This is a genomic window from Rhizobium sp. 05L429, from assembly GCF_056397645.1.
In genome coordinates, this window is the sequence record NZ_JBFTNV010000021.1 from 18694 (window position 1) to 34471 (window position 15778).

Annotated in this window: 17 protein-coding genes, 1 tRNA gene and 1 riboswitch; of the genes, 8 read left to right on the plus strand and 10 right to left on the minus strand. The window is 60.9% G+C overall.

What is annotated here, in order from left to right; all coding sequences use genetic code 11:
• Positions 1–85: 85 nt before the first annotated feature.
• On the plus strand, positions 86–1081 hold the full coding sequence (locus tag AC1DNW_RS21255) for an Hsp33 family molecular chaperone (protein WP_113306997.1): 996 nt from the start codon (positions 86–88) through the stop codon (positions 1079–1081).
• Between the two features lie 130 nt (positions 1082–1211).
• On the plus strand, positions 1212–1802 hold the full coding sequence (locus AC1DNW_RS21260; RefSeq protein WP_113306996.1) for a hypothetical protein: 591 nt from the start codon (positions 1212–1214) through the stop codon (positions 1800–1802).
• A gap of 67 nt (positions 1803–1869) precedes the next feature.
• Here AC1DNW_RS21260 and apaG read toward each other — a convergent pair whose 3' ends face one another.
• Positions 1870–2262, minus strand: a complete 393-nt coding sequence (apaG, locus tag AC1DNW_RS21265) for a Co2+/Mg2+ efflux protein ApaG (RefSeq protein ID WP_113298460.1) — start codon at positions 2260–2262, stop codon at positions 1870–1872.
• Positions 2263–2504: 242 nt separating this feature from the next.
• On the minus strand, positions 2505–3689 hold the full coding sequence (locus AC1DNW_RS21270) for an O-succinylhomoserine sulfhydrylase (RefSeq protein ID WP_113306995.1): 1185 nt from the start codon (positions 3687–3689) through the stop codon (positions 2505–2507).
• A 46-nt stretch (positions 3690–3735) separates the two neighbouring features.
• A riboswitch (SAM riboswitch) is annotated at positions 3736–3814 on the minus strand.
• A gap of 73 nt (positions 3815–3887) precedes the next feature.
• Here AC1DNW_RS21270 and AC1DNW_RS21275 point away from each other — a divergent pair.
• Positions 3888–4982 carry a 2'-deoxycytidine 5'-triphosphate deaminase gene (locus tag AC1DNW_RS21275; protein ID WP_477854273.1) on the plus strand — a complete coding sequence of 365 codons (1095 nt, stop codon included), beginning with the start codon at positions 3888–3890 and terminating at the stop codon, positions 4980–4982.
• Between the two features lie 58 nt (positions 4983–5040).
• Positions 5041–5114: transfer RNA gene (locus tag AC1DNW_RS21280), tRNA-Gly, on the plus strand.
• Between the two features lie 10 nt (positions 5115–5124).
• Here the strand turns inward: AC1DNW_RS21280 and AC1DNW_RS21285 are convergent.
• Entirely contained in the window at positions 5125–5406 is a 282-nt protein-coding gene (locus tag AC1DNW_RS21285; RefSeq protein ID WP_113306993.1) for a hypothetical protein, read from the minus strand.
• 372 nt (positions 5407–5778) lie between these two features.
• On the opposite strand from AC1DNW_RS21285, the gene AC1DNW_RS21290 reads away from it, so the two are divergent.
• Positions 5779–6162 (plus strand): VOC family protein, encoded by a 384-nt coding sequence (locus AC1DNW_RS21290; protein WP_113306991.1) that lies wholly within the window; start codon positions 5779–5781, stop codon positions 6160–6162.
• A 61-nt stretch (positions 6163–6223) separates the two neighbouring features.
• Here the strand turns inward: AC1DNW_RS21290 and AC1DNW_RS21295 are convergent, their stop codons facing one another.
• Positions 6224–8215 (minus strand): methyl-accepting chemotaxis protein, encoded by a 1992-nt coding sequence (locus AC1DNW_RS21295; RefSeq protein WP_477854274.1) that lies wholly within the window; start codon positions 8213–8215, stop codon positions 6224–6226.
• A gap of 451 nt (positions 8216–8666) precedes the next feature.
• Between AC1DNW_RS21295 and AC1DNW_RS21300 the strand changes: the two genes are divergently transcribed.
• Positions 8667–9542 (plus strand): transporter substrate-binding domain-containing protein, encoded by an 876-nt coding sequence (locus AC1DNW_RS21300; RefSeq protein ID WP_113306989.1) that lies wholly within the window; start codon positions 8667–8669, stop codon positions 9540–9542.
• A 117-nt stretch (positions 9543–9659) separates the two neighbouring features.
• Here the strand turns inward: AC1DNW_RS21300 and AC1DNW_RS21305 are convergent, their stop codons facing one another.
• The 5 genes from AC1DNW_RS21305 to AC1DNW_RS21325 form a co-directional block, all read right to left on the minus strand.
• A complete protein-coding gene (locus AC1DNW_RS21305) occupies positions 9660–10073 on the minus strand; it encodes a tellurite resistance TerB family protein (RefSeq protein WP_113298467.1) in 414 nt (137 codons plus the stop codon).
• 48 nt (positions 10074–10121) lie between these two features.
• Positions 10122–10886, minus strand: a complete 765-nt coding sequence (locus AC1DNW_RS21310; protein ID WP_113306988.1) for a thermonuclease family protein — start codon at positions 10884–10886, stop codon at positions 10122–10124.
• An 11-nt stretch (positions 10887–10897) separates the two neighbouring features.
• The gene (locus AC1DNW_RS21315) at positions 10898–11566 is read right to left on the minus strand and encodes a S24 family peptidase (RefSeq protein WP_113298469.1); all 669 of its coding nucleotides are present in this window, start codon (positions 11564–11566) and stop codon (positions 10898–10900) included.
• A 172-nt stretch (positions 11567–11738) separates the two neighbouring features.
• Entirely contained in the window at positions 11739–12386 is a 648-nt protein-coding gene (locus tag AC1DNW_RS21320) for a response regulator transcription factor (RefSeq protein ID WP_113306987.1), read from the minus strand.
• Between the two features lie 89 nt (positions 12387–12475).
• The gene (locus AC1DNW_RS21325; protein ID WP_113298471.1) at positions 12476–12874 is read right to left on the minus strand and encodes a hypothetical protein; all 399 of its coding nucleotides are present in this window, start codon (positions 12872–12874) and stop codon (positions 12476–12478) included.
• A gap of 113 nt (positions 12875–12987) precedes the next feature.
• Between AC1DNW_RS21325 and AC1DNW_RS21330 the strand changes: the two genes are divergently transcribed.
• Entirely contained in the window at positions 12988–13341 is a 354-nt protein-coding gene (locus AC1DNW_RS21330; RefSeq protein WP_113298472.1) for a DUF952 domain-containing protein, read from the plus strand.
• Positions 13338–14426, plus strand: coding sequence for a quinone-dependent dihydroorotate dehydrogenase (locus AC1DNW_RS21335; protein WP_113306986.1), 1089 nt, complete (start codon positions 13338–13340; stop codon positions 14424–14426). The genes AC1DNW_RS21330 and AC1DNW_RS21335 overlap by 4 nt, the downstream gene beginning before the upstream one ends.
• Here AC1DNW_RS21335 and AC1DNW_RS21340 read toward each other — a convergent pair.
• Positions 14402–15748 carry an MATE family efflux transporter gene (locus AC1DNW_RS21340; RefSeq protein WP_113306985.1) on the minus strand — a complete coding sequence of 449 codons (1347 nt, stop codon included), beginning with the start codon at positions 15746–15748 and terminating at the stop codon, positions 14402–14404. The genes AC1DNW_RS21335 and AC1DNW_RS21340 overlap by 25 nt on opposite strands.
• Positions 15749–15778 lie beyond the last annotated feature (30 nt).

Genomic DNA, 15778 nt, shown 5'->3' on the forward strand with positions numbered 1-15778 from the left:
ATCGGATGCCGCGAGTCCCAAGCTCGCGGCTGCGCGAGCGGCCGGCACGCTAGCCTGCTGCTCCCATAGAACAGGAGTGTAAGCCATGGCAGAAGCTGCAGCCGCTCTCGGCGAGTTCGATTTCGCCGGCGATGATCATGTCGTCCCTTTCCAGGTGGAAGGGCTTGATGTGCGCGGTCGCGCCGTCCAGCTCGGCCCGATGCTGGATTCAATCCTCGAACGCCATCATTATCCTACGCCCGTCGCCCGCCTTCTGGCTGAAGTGGTGGTGCTCACGGTGCTGCTCGGCACCTCGTTGAAGTTCGACGGCAAGTTCACCGTCCAGACCAAGAGCGACGGTCCCGTCGATCTGCTGGTCGCCGATTTCTCGACGCCGGAAAATGTCCGCGCCTATGCCCGCTTCGATCAGGCGATGCTCGATCAGGCGATCGCATCAGGCGAAACGGAGCCTGAGCAGCTTCTCGGCAAGGGCGTGCTGGCCTTCACCATCGATCAGGGCAAGTTCAGCCAGCCTTATCAGGGCATCGTCGCATTGGACGGTACCTCGCTGGAAGACATTGCCGGCGTCTATTTCCGCCAGTCGGAGCAGATCCCGACGCGGGTGCGCCTTGCTGCTGCGGAGCTCTTCGACCGTGATAACGATGGCAAGCCGCGTCACCGCTGGCGGGCAGGGGGCCTCGTTGCCCAGTTCCTGCCGGAAGCGCCGGAGCGCATGCGCCAGACMGATCTTCATGGCGGCGACGGCGACACAGGCGAACGCGGCCACCTTGAGGACGATGCCTGGGCGGAAGCCCGCTCGCTCGTCGAAACCGTGGATGCAGATGAACTCACCGATCCGCTTGTTGGCACCGAGCGCCTGCTGTTCCGCCTCTTCCATGAGCGCGGCGTGCGCGTTTACGAACCGCGTGCCGTCTTCGATCGCTGCAGCTGTTCGCGGGAAAAGATCGGCGGCGTGCTGAAGGGTTTCAGCGCCGAGGAAGTAGAGGCAAGCCAGGAAAACGGTGAGATCGCCGTGACCTGCGAGTTCTGCTCAACGACCTACCGCTTTCCGGTGCATGAGGTTGCGTCTCAGCTTACTTAGTCTTCCTGAGTATAAGAACAGGCGAGCAATAGAACTAAGCGATAGCGCAGCGCAGTGACTCGACTTTTGGTAGTCACTGTGTGCCTATTGTGTTTCATTGGTTCAGGCTATGGAAGCGGGGTGGGTGCCAATGAAGTTTTTGTGTTTGGTACTTGCGCTCTTAGCTGCAGTGCCGCGAATTAGCTTTGCCGACGACGAGACTGTTCTATGGAAAGAAGTTGGTGGCTGGAGTGTGGCTGTCGACAAAAGTTTGGGCAACGCCTGCTTTGTCATGACTTCCTTTGAAGACGGTACAGTTTTTCGTCTCGGCTTCAATTTCATCGAAAAGGATAATCCCTTTTATATCCTGATGGCCAATGCAAATTGGAAATCATTGGAAGAAGGCAAGCAATATCCGATCGAATTCTACCTGGACCGCTCCAAATGGACTGCCGACGCAAGCGCCGTAGATCTTGACGGTACTAAGGCATTGTGGATTAATTTTAAGGATACTGGCTTGATTGGCGAGTTCGCTCGCAAGTTGAGTTTTCGTGTCGATTTTAACGGCAAGCGGATAGTTGCCCTCAGTCTAAAGAACTCCGTCAAAGCGACCGATGAGATGCTCGTCTGTCAAAAGGCTGTCAACGCTGCAGTGGCCCAACAGCCGGCACAGCCGCAATCAAAAGATCCGTTTGAGGCAAAGCCGGATGCTCAGACCGCATCGGATCCCTTTGAGCTTTAATAGAGATTGCCGATTGAAGACTTCAGCATTGCCGCATATCCGCGAGCAATCGGTTCGAATTTACGCATCAGTTGAGCACCCTGAGCAGGCCGGGTGAATCGAGCGAGAAGGCGGGGATGTCGACATCGAACAGCTCGCCTTCGTCCGTCTCCATCTGGTAATGGCCGAACATCAGGCCGGATGGCGTATCCAGCGGACAGCCCGATGAATATTCATAGGTATCGCCAGGTTGCAGACGCGGCTGCTCGCCAACGACGCCGGGGCCGCTGACCTCGTCGATCTGCCCGTTCTGGTCGGTAATATTCCAGTAGCGGTTGACGAGACGTACGGCTATGCCGGAGTTGTTGGCGATGACGACGCGATAACCCCAGACATAGCGATCGTCGTCCGGATCGGATTGCTCCTCCAGATAGAACGGTTCGACAACCACTTCGATGTCTCGTGTGAGGGCGCGATACATGCCTTACACCTTAGTCAATATACGTTACCCGTATCTTATAACAGTCCTCATGCGTCAAGAAACGGAACAGTGAACGTGGCCCCGCCGCCCTCGGTCGGGCCGCCTTTTGTTCATTAAGCCTAACTCTCAGTGTTAATTTCAAGGCAAATGCCACGGCCACGGTGGTATTCCGCGGCCGCGCCAGGAGCGCCGTGCGTCCTTTCGGACGCACAAAGGAACGCTCTATCCCTTGAATCGACGGGTCAGGCCGAAACCGTTTCCAGTGCGCGGGCGAAATCCTCGATGAGATCGTCCGTGTCTTCGATACCGGCCGAGAGGCGTACCGTGCCCGGCGAAATGCCGAGCTCGGCGCGGGCCTCGTCCGTCAGGTTCTTGTGCGTCGTCGTCGCCGGATGGGTGATCAGGCTCTTGGAGTCGCCGAGGTTGTTGGAGATCTTGACGATATCGAGCGCGTTCTGCAGCGCGAATGCCGCTTCCTTGCCACCCTTCAGCTCGAAGCAGACCAGCGTCGAGCCGCCGGTCATCTGCTTGGCAATGATATCGGCCTGCGGATGGTCCTTGCGGCCGGGATAGATGACCTTGGCGACCTTGCCCTGTTCGGCCAGGAAATCGGCGATCTTGGCGGCATTCTGCGTCTGCTGCTTGACGCGCAGCGGCAGCGTCTCGATGCCCTTCAGAAGCGTCCAGGCATTGAAGGGCGACATGGCCGGGCCGGTATGGCGGAAATAGTCATGCAGGTTCTCGTCGATCCATTCCTTGTCGGAAAGCACGACGCCGCCGAGGCAGCGGCCCTGGCCGTCAATATGCTTGGTGGCGGAATAGACGACGATATGGGCGCCGAGTTCCAGCGGCTTCTGGAAGAGCGGCGTCGCAAACACGTTATCGACCACGACCTTCGCGCCGATCTGGTTGGCGAGCTTGGAGACACCGGCAATATCGACCACTTCCAGCGTCGGATTGGTCGGGCTTTCCAGGAAGAACACCTTGGTCTTCGGCGTGATGGCCTTTTCCCAGTTCTCCAGGTAGCGGCCATCGACCAGCGTGCAGTCGATGCCATATTTCGGCGCCAGCGTCTCGACCACCCAGCGGCAGGAACCGAAGAGGGCGCGGGCGGCGACGATGTGGTCGCCGGCCTTCAGCTGGCAGAGAATGGCGGCGGTGACGGCGGCCATGCCGGAAGCCGTGGCGCGGGCATCTTCCGCGCCTTCCAGCATGCACATGCGCTTTTCGAACATGTCATTGGTGGGGCTGCCGTAGCGCGCGTAGATGAAACCTTCGGTTTCGCCCTTGAAGCGCGCCTCGGCTGCTTCCGACGTATAGTAGACGAAACCCTGCGTGAGATAGATTGCCTCGGATGTCTCGCCATATTGCGAGCGGAGCGTTCCGCCGTGGACGAGTTGGGTTGCCGGGCGCCAGGTCTTGCTCATGCCATCACCACTTTCAAACAACAAAAAAACCGGCCGCAAAAGCAGACCGGTTTTCAACCCGGTCTTTTTAGCCACTTATTTAACGTGGCTGCAAGCCGACCGGCCAAATCACCACGGGATAAAATTGCAATACTGCCGTTCTGCGCTTGCGTCAATTCCCCGACTTTGGTTTTGTCGGCGGCAAATTATGGATGGAGCATGATGGCTCGCGAAACTGGAATTTTGGCCGACYGCGCGATTTCCGCGCTGTTTGAAACGGGGCGTCTTCAAAGCGAACGGGAGCTTGATCGTGATCAGATCCAGCCTGCGAGCCTGGATCTGCGGCTGGGCGCCAAGGCTTTCCGGGTGCGCGCCAGCTTCATGCCCGGCCCTTCTCACCTTGTCGCAGACAAGCTCGATCGGCTGAGCCTGCATGTCATTGATCTCAGCGAAGGCGCGGTGCTGGAAACCGGCTGCGTCTACATCGTACCGCTGATGGAGCGTCTCGATCTGCCGGCCGACATGTCTGCCTCTGCCAATCCCAAGAGCTCGACCGGCCGTCTCGATATCTTTACCCGCGTCATCACCGATTACGCGCAGGAATTCGACAAGATCCCATCAGGCTATTCCGGTCCGCTCTATCTCGAAATCAGCCCGCGTACTTTCCCGATCGTCGTGCGCCGCGGTTCGCGCCTGTCGCAGATCCGCTTCCGTGTGGGCCATGCTGTGCTCAACGAACCGGAGCTCCTGAAGCTGCACGAAACGGAAACGCTGGTGGCTGCCAAGCAACCGAACGTATCCGGCGGCGGCATTGCACTGTCGATCGATCTGGCGGGCGACGAGGAGAGCCTGATCGGGTATCGCGGCAAACACCACACGGCCGTCGTCGATGTCGACAAGAAGGCCCAGCACGATATCTTCGATTTCTGGGAGCCACTCTATAGCCGAGGCCGCAACGAACTGATCCTCGATCCCGATGAGTTCTACATTCTCGTCTCGCGTGAGGCCGTTCACGTCCCCCCGCATTACGCGGCGGAAATGACGCCCTTCGACCCGCTCGTCGGCGAATTCCGCGTGCATTATGCCGGCTTCTTCGATCCGGGCTTCGGCCATGCGCCGGCCGGCGGGCGCGGCAGCCGCGCGGTGCTGGAAGTGCGCAGCCACGAAGTGCCCTTCATCCTCGAAGACGGCCAGATCGTCGGCCGCCTGATCTACGAGCACATGCAGGAACAGCCGACGAGCCTCTATGGCTCAGGCCTAGGCTCCAACTATCAGGCGCAGGGCCTCAAGCTCTCGAAGCATTTCCGGATCTGATCTCGGTAATGCCGCGACTTGACAGCGGCGGCCATCTGTTGGAAGTCTCAAGCTTCAGGCGGGTGTAGCTCAATGGTAGAGCAGCAGCTTCCCAAGCTGAATACGAGGGTTCGATTCCCTTCACCCGCTCCAGCTACTCCTCTCAATCTCTTCCGAAAATGTTGATCGGCCTGTATCGGCGATGCGCGATCGCCAACGTGCGGTCCGGACGGATGATATAGGTCTCCTCGACCTGCCGGCCGTACTGGTCGATGAAATCGTGCGGGAAGGTCGAGCCGACAGGCGACTTTGTCAGTTTCGTGCGCGGCTGGCCGTTATAGGTGATGCTGCCGGGAATGGGCTCGATGCCGGGACCCGTATATTCGACGGTCGTGCAGCCGGCGAGCGCCAGCGCGCCGATGAGGCCAAGTGCGATCAGTTTCATATTGGAAGCCTTTCTTTCCGCAGCACGGTGTCATTGTACCGCAAATTGCGAAAAGCTCACGATACAAACGGCGCACACGTCTTCAACCCTTCGAGAAGGGCGTTGCGACCATGGTCTACTGCTTTTCCGAAGTCGCTCGACCGATATGCTCGACCGATCTGATTGCCGCTCGTGGCGCGATCTGCTAGAGCGGCACTGTCGAAAAAGGCAGGATCGGATGAGGTAAGCCCGGTCCCTTCCATCATCGGAAGCTCTGCTCCGTGTTTCACACGAGAACCCGCGACGTGGCCCGCATGCGAATGCGGGGTCCCGGCGGSATGCGGAGCGTAAAGAACGCACTCCTCCGGGATTTCATTTTCGAAGGAGACAGTCATGCGTTTGAACCATCTTGATTTCTACGTGCCCGATATTGCCGCTGCGGCCGATTTCTTCCTGCGTTATTTCAGTCTGGAATTGCGGGAGATGAACGAACGGATCGGCCGGGCGATCCTCTACGACGAGCAGGGCACAGAGATCGTTCTCAGTCGTCCGTTGCCGAAATTCGGCGGTGCCGATCAGGTCGAGCTGCAGCGACAGACCTATCATATCGGCTTTATCCTTCCCGAAAGATCGGATGTCGATCATCTCCATCTTCGCCTGGCGGCGGATGGTGCTGCCGTTTCCGGACCACCCACTGCCATCCGCGGTGGCTGGCTGTTCTATTGCACGGCGCCCGGCAACGTGCTTGTCGAGGTCGGCTGGCGCCCACAGGCCTGAAAGACCTAAAACGAAAATGGGCGGCCGAAGCCGCCCATTCACACTCAATCAGGTTTTCAGCTCAGAATTCCGTCCAGTCGGCCTCCTGGCTGCTGGAAGGGGCGGCCGCGCTGTTTTTGCCGAAGGCATTGGCGATTTTCTGGCCGAGGGCGCGGGCCGGCGAAGCCTTCGGGCGTGACGTGCTTTCGGCAACACGCATCGGGGTTCTCGCGGCCGGTCGTGCGGCGGCGCGCGGTGCGGTCGGGATCGGCGCGCTTGCAACGAATCCGCCGGTGCCGGTCAGTCGGAACTGGCCGAGCAGGTTGTTGAGTGCCGTCGCTTCCGTTGCAAGGCCGTGGCTTGCCGCGGTGGATTCCTCGACCATCGCCGCATTCTGCTGCGTGCTCTGGTCCATGGTGTTGACGGCGGTATTGATTTCCTGCAGGCCGGTCGACTGCTCGCGGGCAGCTTCGGCGATCGCATGGACGTGCTGGTTGATTTCCTGCACCTCGTGGACGATCGCATCGAGCGCCTTGCCCGTCTCGCCGACCAGTGAGACGCCGGTCTGCACATGCGTGCCGGATGTGTTGATCAGCGCCTTGATTTCCTTGGCGGCGTTTGCAGAGCGCTGGGCCAGTTCGCRGACTTCCTGTGCGACGACCGCAAAGCCCTTGCCGGCTTCACCGGCACGCGCTGCTTCAACGCCGGCGTTCAGCGCCAGCAGGTTCGTCTGGAAGGCGATATCGTCGATGACGCCGATGATATTGCCGATCTCGACGGAGGACTGCTCGATCTGATGCATGGCGGCGACCGCCTTGCGGACGATGTCGCCGGACTTCTCGGCACCAAGGCGGGTGCGGGCGACGAGCTGGCTTGCCTCTTCTGCACGCTTTGCCGCGTCCTTCACCGTTATGGTGATCTCTTCGAGGGCTGCTGCCGTTTCTTCGACGGAAGCGGCCTGCTGCTCGGTGCGCTTCGAAAGCTCGTCGGCAGACGAACGGATCTCGTTGGCGCCGGCGCCGATCGCCCGGGCATTGGAGCCGACCGTGTGCATGGTCTCGTTGAGCTTCTCGACCGAGTTGTTGAAGTCCTGGCGCAGCGCATCGAGATGCGCGACGAAGGGTTCGTTGATATTCGAGGCCAGGTCGCCGGCGGCAAGGCGGCGCAGGCCATCGCCGAGTGCTGAGACGGCGCGTTCGAGTTCGGATGCCTCGCGGGTACTCTGCGCCTCGCGATCGCGGCGCTCGTTGTCGCTGACGCTGCGGTCGGCTTCGGCGCGCGCTTCGAGGGCAATACGCTCGACCGCGTTGTCGCGGAAGATCGAGACGGCCTTCGCCATCTGGCCGACTTCGTCGCCGCGGTCGAGACCGCTGATCTCGCTGCCGGTATCGCCTGCGGCAAGCTGAGTCATCCGATCGCGCAGCTTCGCCATGGGGGTGGTGATACCGATCTGGGCGACGACGACGCTGAGACCGACGGCGCCGACTACGGCAAGGCCGATCAGCGCGAAACAGAGGTTGATACTATCGTTGACGGAAGCCGAAAGTGCGTCGCCGCCGTCGTTGAGCATCGCCATCATCGCATCGTTGTTGGCAATCATCTTCGGCGTCAGCGCGTTGAGCTTGGCATTGATCAGGGCGACATTCGCCAGCGCGCCGGCGCTGTCCTTGGCCTTGCTCTGCTCGACGATCTTGTTCGCCAGAGCTTCGATTTCATCGATGCCGGCCTGGATTTCATCGACCGCCGCCTTGCGGCTGGGCACAAGCGCCAGCGCCTGCGTCATGCGGTCGCGTGCCTGCGGCAGCTTGCTCGGTGTCGCGAGCGCCGATTGGAATGCCGGCGTATCGGGCTTCATTTCGGCCAGCAGACTGACCTGCAGCACCGAGGCGACGACCGATGCGCTGGCGCGCGCGCTCTGCATCGAGGCCAGCGCCTCATGGTCGATGAAGGCGCTGTAGGCCGCGTCCGCTCGGCGGAACTCGGAGATGACATAGATCATTCCGGCCATCGTGATCAGCCCCAGGAGCGCCACGACCGAGATGATTTTTGTGCGGATTTTCAGATGTTTCAGCATGGAAATGTCACCCGATTAGCCGGGTGTGTTGCGAACCCGGTGCTTTTGAAATCATTTGTTGTAGAACGATTCTTCGGTATTGCGCTGGCGGGGGATACCTTGAGAGGTTCGACATGCGCATCATGCGATCGGCCGGCGAGGTCGATGTCGTCGCGACAAATAAGACGGGATATTGCTTAATTCCGCGCTAACGGGCTCGGGGCGTGGCCGTAAATTCCAGAGGCGTGGTTGTTATTTGTGCTTAAGCGTTCAAAAATGCAATTTATGCGAAATTTTTGTGTGGCTGGCATGGCGTCGAACTCCACGAAAGACCGTGCTTTGAAGGCCGACGCGTCGTTCTGATTCCACCGAAGCGCAGTCTGCTACCTGCCGGGCCATATTCCCCGATGGGTATGATTCTGTTACATCTCTGCCGGGCGGCAGGCGCGGCGCTTAACTTGAGGCAGGTCATATGGTGCAATCTAAACCGGCGTTTCCGGCTCCAAGAGGGATTTTTATCCTTTGCCTGTTTTCGGTTGCACTGCTTTCGGCTTTTTCCGTTTTTGCGCAGCAGGCAGGACCGTCCGTGCCGCTGCTGTTCGATTCCCGTGAACGCCTGGCAAAGCCCGACCTTTCCTCGCTCGTGCGGTTGCGCTTCCTGACTTCCGTGGACTTCCCGCCCTTCAATTTCAGCGACCAGAACGGCAAGCTCTCCGGCTTCAACGTCGATCTCGCCCGCGAGATCTGCGGCGAACTGGAGATTGCCGACAAGTGCCAGATTCAGGCGCTGCCCTTTGCCGACCTGCAGAAGGCGCTCGCCGGCTCGCAGGGTGATGCCGTCATCGCCGGACTTGCCGTCACGCCGGAGCTACGCCGCGAGTTCCTCTTCTCCCGCCCCTATCTGATGCTGCCGGCCCGCTTCGTCCGCAACACGGCCGTCTCCGTGACCGGAACGACGGCTGCCGGCCTMGCAGGCCATCCGGTCGGCGTCGTCAAGGGCACCGTGCATGAGGCCATGCTGGCGGCCTTCTTCCCCGCCATCAAGGCGCAGCCCTTTGACAACAAGGAGGCACTGCTGACAGCCTTGAAGGAACGCAAGGTCGATGCCGCCTTTGCCGATGCGCTGCAGCTTTCCTTCTGGGTCGCTTCGCCCGCTTCGGACAAGTGCTGTTCCCTGTTCGACGGGCCCTACACATCAGAGCATTTCCTGGGCGAGGGCATGACGATCATGCTGCGCCAGAACGACAGCGTGCTGACGGCGGCGATCGACCACGCGCTGGCAACGCTCTCGCGCAATGGCCGCCTGGAGGAAATCTATCTGCGCTATTTCCCTTACGGGCTGTATTAGAGCAATTCCAGCAAAAGTGTGCAGCGACTTTGCGTCCGGAATTGCGGTGAAAAAAGCAATTCCAGCAAAAGTGTGCAGCGGTTTGCCTCCGGAAATGCGTTAAAAAAGGAGAGAGGTTTACCCCTTGCGGAAGCGGGCGATCGCGCTGCGCTCGATGGCGGCACAGGTCAGCTTGTCGAGGCTGAGACGGTCGCGCAGCAGACTGAGCAGCCGCAATTCTTCAGCTTTCACGGAAAGGTCGGCGGCGGCGACTTCGACTGCCAGTGCATAGGCCGTATCGTAGAGCCGGGCGGGCAGCGTGTCGCGCACCGTCTCCAGAACCACATCCAGCCCTTCCGGGCCGGCCAGCAGCGAGGCGCAGTCGCGGGCGACGGAAATCAGATTGTCGTCGTCGAAATCACGGAATACCGGCAGGAAGCCGATGAGCTGGCCGATCCTTTCCATTTCCCGATCGTTCATGGTGCTGTCGACGGCAGATGCCATGACCATCACGTAGATCAGGGCGTCGTGGGCTGAAAGCGGCTTGTTCATGTCTGATTCCCTCTTCGATGAGCGGAGATTAGGAATTGGCAGTCGCCATTACAAGGGATCGGCCGGTTCAGGCCGGGGCGCTGCCGCCGGCCTKCGGCGCGGATCCTCGCCGTGGATGCCTTTCTTCGCTTGTTTTGCCTTTTCGCCGGCAGCGGTAAGCGGCGAACCCGGTTGCGCCTCAGCCCAGCCGTTTTCCACCAGCCACGTGCCGATATCCTGCTGTCCCAGCCGGCAGGCAGTCCTCGCCATATCCTGCCATGCATCGGAAGGCAGGTCGCAATCGACCGTACGGTTGCGCAGGAAAAGCCGCAGCGCCGTCTTTGCCATCATGCCGCACGGCCATTCCCTTCCTTCCGATCCGCAGCTCTTGTCCGCGGGCGTCGCAATGACGTCGACAATCTGCAGCCTGCGTTTGCCGAAGGAGAGGACACCGGCATTCTCTACCGTCGGCCGCAACAGCTCCACGCTGTCTTTTCCCTCGGGCGTGGCCGACGGCGTCTCGGTCGCTACCGGAGCATTCTGCGCCGTTTCATCCGCTGTTGCATCTTCGGAGGGAGGCGGGGAGGTGGCCCCTGCCGGCTCTGATGCTGCAGGCTCCGTTGCCCGGGCAATCAGCGCTGCATCTTCATCCGTAAGCGTTGCAGGCGGTTTTGCCATATCGGCATTCGCATCTGGCAGTTTTGTGGCCGCGCCGCTGGCATCCGTGTCAGATACCGATCCATCGCCGCCATCGAGCCGCGCTTGCCCTGCCAGCAGCAGGCCGACCACCATCGCCATCCCCGCGATACCTGTGATGAAGGCTGCAGGGCGCATGGATTATTTTCCTATTGGCTGGCCCATATGATCCGGGCGATCCATTCGACGTCGGAAAGCTCGATCGTCCGGTTGGGATGTTCGGGGTTGAGCGACAGCAGTTCGATGGAACGCGGGCTCTGGCGCAGCAGCACCTTGGCCATGACCTCGCCCTCGCGCGTCTTGACGACGACGCGGTCGTTGCGGCGCACCTGCGCACCGGGCTCCACGATCAGCACATCGCCGTCGCGATAGAGCGGCATCATGCTCTCGCCCTGCACTTCCAGCGCATAGACCCCCGCCTTCTGCGAGGGGCCTGCCGGAAATTCCACCACGTCCCAGCCCTGGCCTGCCGGAAAGCCGCCATCGTCGAAAAAGCCGCCGGCACCTGCCTGCGCAAAGCCGAGCAGGGGAATGGAGTTTCCCTGCGACGCAAAAATACCGTCCGGCAGGTTGGCGGCAGCTGCCCCCGCCGGTCGCATGAAGCCCATGAACTGCTCCATGCTTGCCCCCGTCGCCTCCAGCACCTTGGCGATGGATTCAGTCGAGGGCCAGCGCAGGCGTCCGTCCGCCGAAAGTCGTTTTGATTTGTTGAAGGAGGTCGGATCGAGCCCTGCCCGCCGCGCAAGACCCGACGGCGTCAGGTCATGCCGTTCGGCAAGCCCGTCGATCGCTCCCCAGATCTGGTCGTGTGACAGCATATGCGTCCGGCCCCGCGGTCCGTCCGGCCGCTTTCTATCGCCGGCAGATTAACCGAGGCATCTCCCCGAGTAAAGTGAAAATGAGGAATAAAATCCTGTCTCGTGAGGGTGCCATGCGTCCATTCGGACGCACAAGGGACGCCCTGACTCTTTAAATCTGCGCATCAGGTTTTTAGGCGACCATCGCCATGTTGATCTTGCCGAGCTGGATCACCGCCTGCGTGCGGCTGTCGACGTTGAGCTTTAAGAGGATCGCCGAGACATGCGCCTTGATCGTCGCCTCGGAAACCCCGAGTTCGTAGGCGATCTGCTTGTTGAGCAGCCCTTCGCCAAGCATGGTCAGCACCCGGCTCTGTTGCGGTGTCAGCGTGTGCAGGCGATGGATGAGGTCGGCGACATCGGGATCCTGTTCCTGTCCGTCGCGATAGCTCTCCGGCGTGGCGATATCACCCGCCAGCACCGTCTGGATGCCGCGGCGGATATCCTCGATACCTGAGGATTTGGAAATGAAACCGGAAGCGCCGAGCTCCAGGGCCCGGCGGATTGTCGTGGTGTCATCGGTGGCTGAGATGATGACGATCGGCAGGCTGACGAATTCGGAGCGCAGCGCCATCAGGCCGGAAAAACCGCTCACCCCTGGCATCGCAAGATCGAGCAGCATCAGGTCCGCATCCGGATGTGCCGTCGCCGCCGTCCTTGCCGCGGCAAAATCCCCGGCCTCGACGATTGCCTGCCGGCCTTCCATGCCGATCACCGCCTGCCGCAGCGCGTCGCGAAACAGCGGATGGTCGTCGGCAATGATGATGGTCTGTTCCTGCATCGAAAACTCCCTCCCAAGAGCTCGATCCCGCCAGTTCCGTCCGGCTCCCCGCACGAACATGACTCTCCACTTATATGAATATAACCGGATCAACTCCGCTGCGGAAGAGGATTGGCCTCGTCTTCGGCCCGGAATTCCCGCACTATACCCATGAAACTGCGCATCATCCGCTCCATGATGCCGATCGAGCGGTCCACTTCCGCATCTGTCGGCAGGGCAGGCCGCCCGGCTGTATTCTTCTCCAGGGCACTGACACGGTCGGAAAGCCGGTCGAGTTCATCCTCGTAGGCGGCGCGTTCATCGGCCGCCATACGGCAGACGAGCGCCCCGTCCTTTTCGGTGCAGAGCGACATCGCCCCCGTCTGCCGGTCGAGGCGCACGAAATGGTCGCCGCTGCGTTCGAGCTGGAAGCGCGTCGCATCGGGCTCCGCGGCAAAAGCCGCAAGCGGCAGAAGACCGGCGGCAAGCGTAATTGCAAATGCCTTCATCGTCTCATCCTCCGCAAAGCGTGGTACCAGCCCGTTTTTGAGTCCGCAGGCGTGGACATCGCCGCCTCTTTGAGGCAAAGCCGTCCTCACAAAGGCCAGCCACTGGGATCATCATGACCGCGACACCGACCCTTTACAAGATCGTGCCGGAGGCGCTCTGGCAGGAAGCCAGACAAACCGGCATTTTTCATGGCGCCGGCATCGATCAGAAGGATGGCTTCATCCATTTCTCGACTTCGGAGCAGGTCAAGCAGACGGCAGCCCTCTATTTTGCCGGCCAGACGGGCCTCCTGCTCGTTGCCGTCGATGGCCGTAGCTTCGGTGACAAATTGGTCTTCGAAGCCTCGCGCGGCGGTGCGCTCTTCCCGCATCTCTATGCCGATCTACCGCTCTCGGCCGTGCTCTGGGAAGCGGCCTTGTCGCTCGATGATGCCGGCCTCCACATTTTTCCGGAGCTCGCCCCGTGATCGATCCTTTCAAGCGCATTGCCCGCCGTGGCCTCTTCCTCTTCGATCCCGAAACAGCGCATGGCATGTCGATTGCGGCGCTCAAAGCTGGCGTGGTGCCCGCCTGCCGTATCGCGTCGGACCCGCGCCTGCACCAGACCGTTGCCAATATCGACTTCCCCAATCCGCTCGGCATGGCCGCGGGTTATGACAAGAATGCCGAAGTGCCGGAAGCATTGCTGAAGCTCGGCTTCGGCTTTACCGAGATCGGCACGGTCACGCCGAAGCCGCAGTCAGGCAATCCCCGCCCGCGCATCTTCCGCCTGGTGGAGGATGACGCGGTGATCAACCGCCTCGGCTTCAACAATGAAGGCCATGAAGCGGCCTTCCAGCGGCTCTCGAAGATCGGCCATACGGGCATCGTTGGCGTCAATATCGGCGCCAACAAGGATAGCGAGGATCGCATCGCCGATTATGTCGCCGGCATCCGCCGCTTCTATTCGGTCGCTCGCTATTTCACCGCCAATATTTCCTCGCCCAACACGCCGGGCCTGCGTGACCTGCAGGCGCGCGAAAGCCTCGCCGCCCTTCTGTCTTCTGTCTTGGCTGCTCGCGACGATGAGGCTGAGAAGGCCGGCCGCAAAATTCCCGTCTTCCTGAAGATCGCCCCCGATCTTACCGAGGAAGGCATGGACGACATCGCCGCCGAGGCCCTCTCGCATGCGCTGGACGGTCTGATCGTTTCCAATACGACCCTCTCCCGGGACGGGCTGAAGGATCAGCGACAGGCCAGGGAGGCCGGCGGCCTCTCCGGCGCGCCGTTGTTTGAGAAGTCGACGACGGTGCTTGCGAGAATGCGCAAGCGCGTCGGCCAGGCCCTGCCGATCATCGGCGTCGGCGGCGTATCTTCGGCTGAAACTGCGCTGGAAAAAATCAGGGCGGGGGCGGATCTCGTGCAGCTCTATTCCTGCATGATCTATGAAGGCCCGGGCCTTCCGGGCACGATCGTGCGCGACCTGTCGAAACTGCTCGACCGTGAAAAGGCGGCTTCGATCCGGGATCTCAGGGACAGCCGTGTCGATTACTGGGCCGCGCGGAAAGTCTGAGCGGCCCGGGGCTTGACCAGCACCGCCAGGAAGAAACCACGAAGCAGCAGGAAGGCGTTCATCGCCAGCCACAGGCCGTGATTGCCGAACATCGGCACGAAGATGGCGAGCATGGCGAGATAGCCCGCAAAGGACATCAGCATCCGGTTGCGCATGTCCACGGACCATGTCGCGCCGATGAAGACACCGTCCATCAGGAAGGCGAGCGCACCCGTCAGTCCCGTCACCGCTGCCCAGGGCAGATAAGTCTCGGCCGCCGCCTGCACCTCCGGGGAACTGGTCAGGACGGAAATGAGATAAGGACCGGCAAAATAGAAAAAGCCGGAAATGATCGCCGCCAGTCCGAAGGACCAGAAGATCGTGAGCTTCAGTCCGCGGTCGAAGGCCGGTCGGTATTGCGCGCCGATCGCCCGGCCGGTGATCTGCTCGGCAGCATTGGCGAGACCGTCGAGATAATAGCCCGACAGCAGGAAGAAGTTCATCAGCACCGCATTGGCTGCCAATGTAATAGCGCCGAAGCTCGTGCCGATGCGGGTCATGATCGCGAAGGAGCCGATCAGCACGAAGGTGCGGATCAGGATGTCGCGGTTCAGCGCAAAAAGCTCGGCCAGTCTGTTTCTTGAAAAGATTTCCGTCCGGCTTGGCCGGTCCGCCCCATTGAAACCGCGTAACACGATGAAAAGACCGGCAAGCGCGCCCGCCGTTTCACCCGCCATCGTGCCCCAGGCGACGCCCGAAACGCCCCAGTCGAGCGATAGGCCGAGGTAGATGGAAAGCAGGATGTTGATGCCGTTGATCAGCGCCTGCAGCAGAAGCCCGGTTCGGCCCTGTCCGCGGCCGAGCACGAAGCCGAGGAGTGCGTAGTTGGCAAGGGTTGCCGGCGCGGCGAGAATGCGGATCGAGAAATAGGTGCTGGTCGCCTCCGCGATCCTACCTTCTGCCCCCATGAGCTTCAGCCCGACAATAATCAGAAGCGGTGACAGGACGAGAAGCGCAAGACCACAACCCAGCGCCGAGACGATCGCCCGCCAGAAAACCGCTTGCTGCTCATGCGCGTCGCGCCGCCCGAGCGCCTGCGCAGTCAGTCCCGTCGTGGAAGCGCGCAGGAAATTGAAGCTTCCCATGATGAGGTCGAACAGCATGGCGCCAATCGCAAGGCCTGCCAGCGCTTCCGGGTCGCCCATATGGCCGACGACGGCGGTATTGGTGATGCCAAGCAGCGGCGTGGTCATGAAGCCGAGCGTCATCGGAATAGCGATCGCCAGCACCAGTCGGTGCGTCACATCGAATGCCAACGCGTTTCTGCTTCTGTCGGTATCCATATCCGCCTCGTGGGGAGAGAGGCGGAATCG

Bases quoted from the DNA above. Each gene is read 5' to 3' on its own strand.
- AC1DNW_RS21320 (WP_113306987.1), bottom strand. From the start codon at position 12,386: ATGCAGGAACAGACCATCATCATTGCCGACGACCATCCGCTGTTTCGC.
- AC1DNW_RS21285 (WP_113306993.1), bottom strand. From the start codon at position 5,406: ATGAAACTGATCGCACTTGGCCTCATCGGCGCGCTGGCGCTCGCCGGC.
- AC1DNW_RS21260 (WP_113306996.1), top strand. From the start codon at position 1,212: ATGAAGTTTTTGTGTTTGGTACTTGCGCTCTTAGCTGCAGTGCCGCGA.
- AC1DNW_RS21330 (WP_113298472.1), top strand. From the start codon at position 12,988: ATGACCGCGACACCGACCCTTTACAAGATCGTGCCGGAGGCGCTCTGG.
- AC1DNW_RS21290 (WP_113306991.1), top strand. From the start codon at position 5,779: ATGCGTTTGAACCATCTTGATTTCTACGTGCCCGATATTGCCGCTGCG.
- apaG (WP_113298460.1), bottom strand. From the start codon at position 2,262: ATGTATCGCGCCCTCACACGAGACATCGAAGTGGTTGTCGAACCGTTC.
- AC1DNW_RS21270 (WP_113306995.1), bottom strand. From the start codon at position 3,689: ATGAGCAAGACCTGGCGCCCGGCAACCCAACTCGTCCACGGCGGAACG.
- AC1DNW_RS21315 (WP_113298469.1), bottom strand. From the start codon at position 11,566: ATGCTGTCACACGACCAGATCTGGGGAGCGATCGACGGGCTTGCCGAA.
- AC1DNW_RS21325 (WP_113298471.1), bottom strand. From the start codon at position 12,874: ATGAAGGCATTTGCAATTACGCTTGCCGCCGGTCTTCTGCCGCTTGCG.
- AC1DNW_RS21340 (WP_113306985.1), bottom strand. From the start codon at position 15,748: ATGGATACCGACAGAAGCAGAAACGCGTTGGCATTCGATGTGACGCAC.
- AC1DNW_RS21305 (WP_113298467.1), bottom strand. From the start codon at position 10,073: ATGAACAAGCCGCTTTCAGCCCACGACGCCCTGATCTACGTGATGGTC.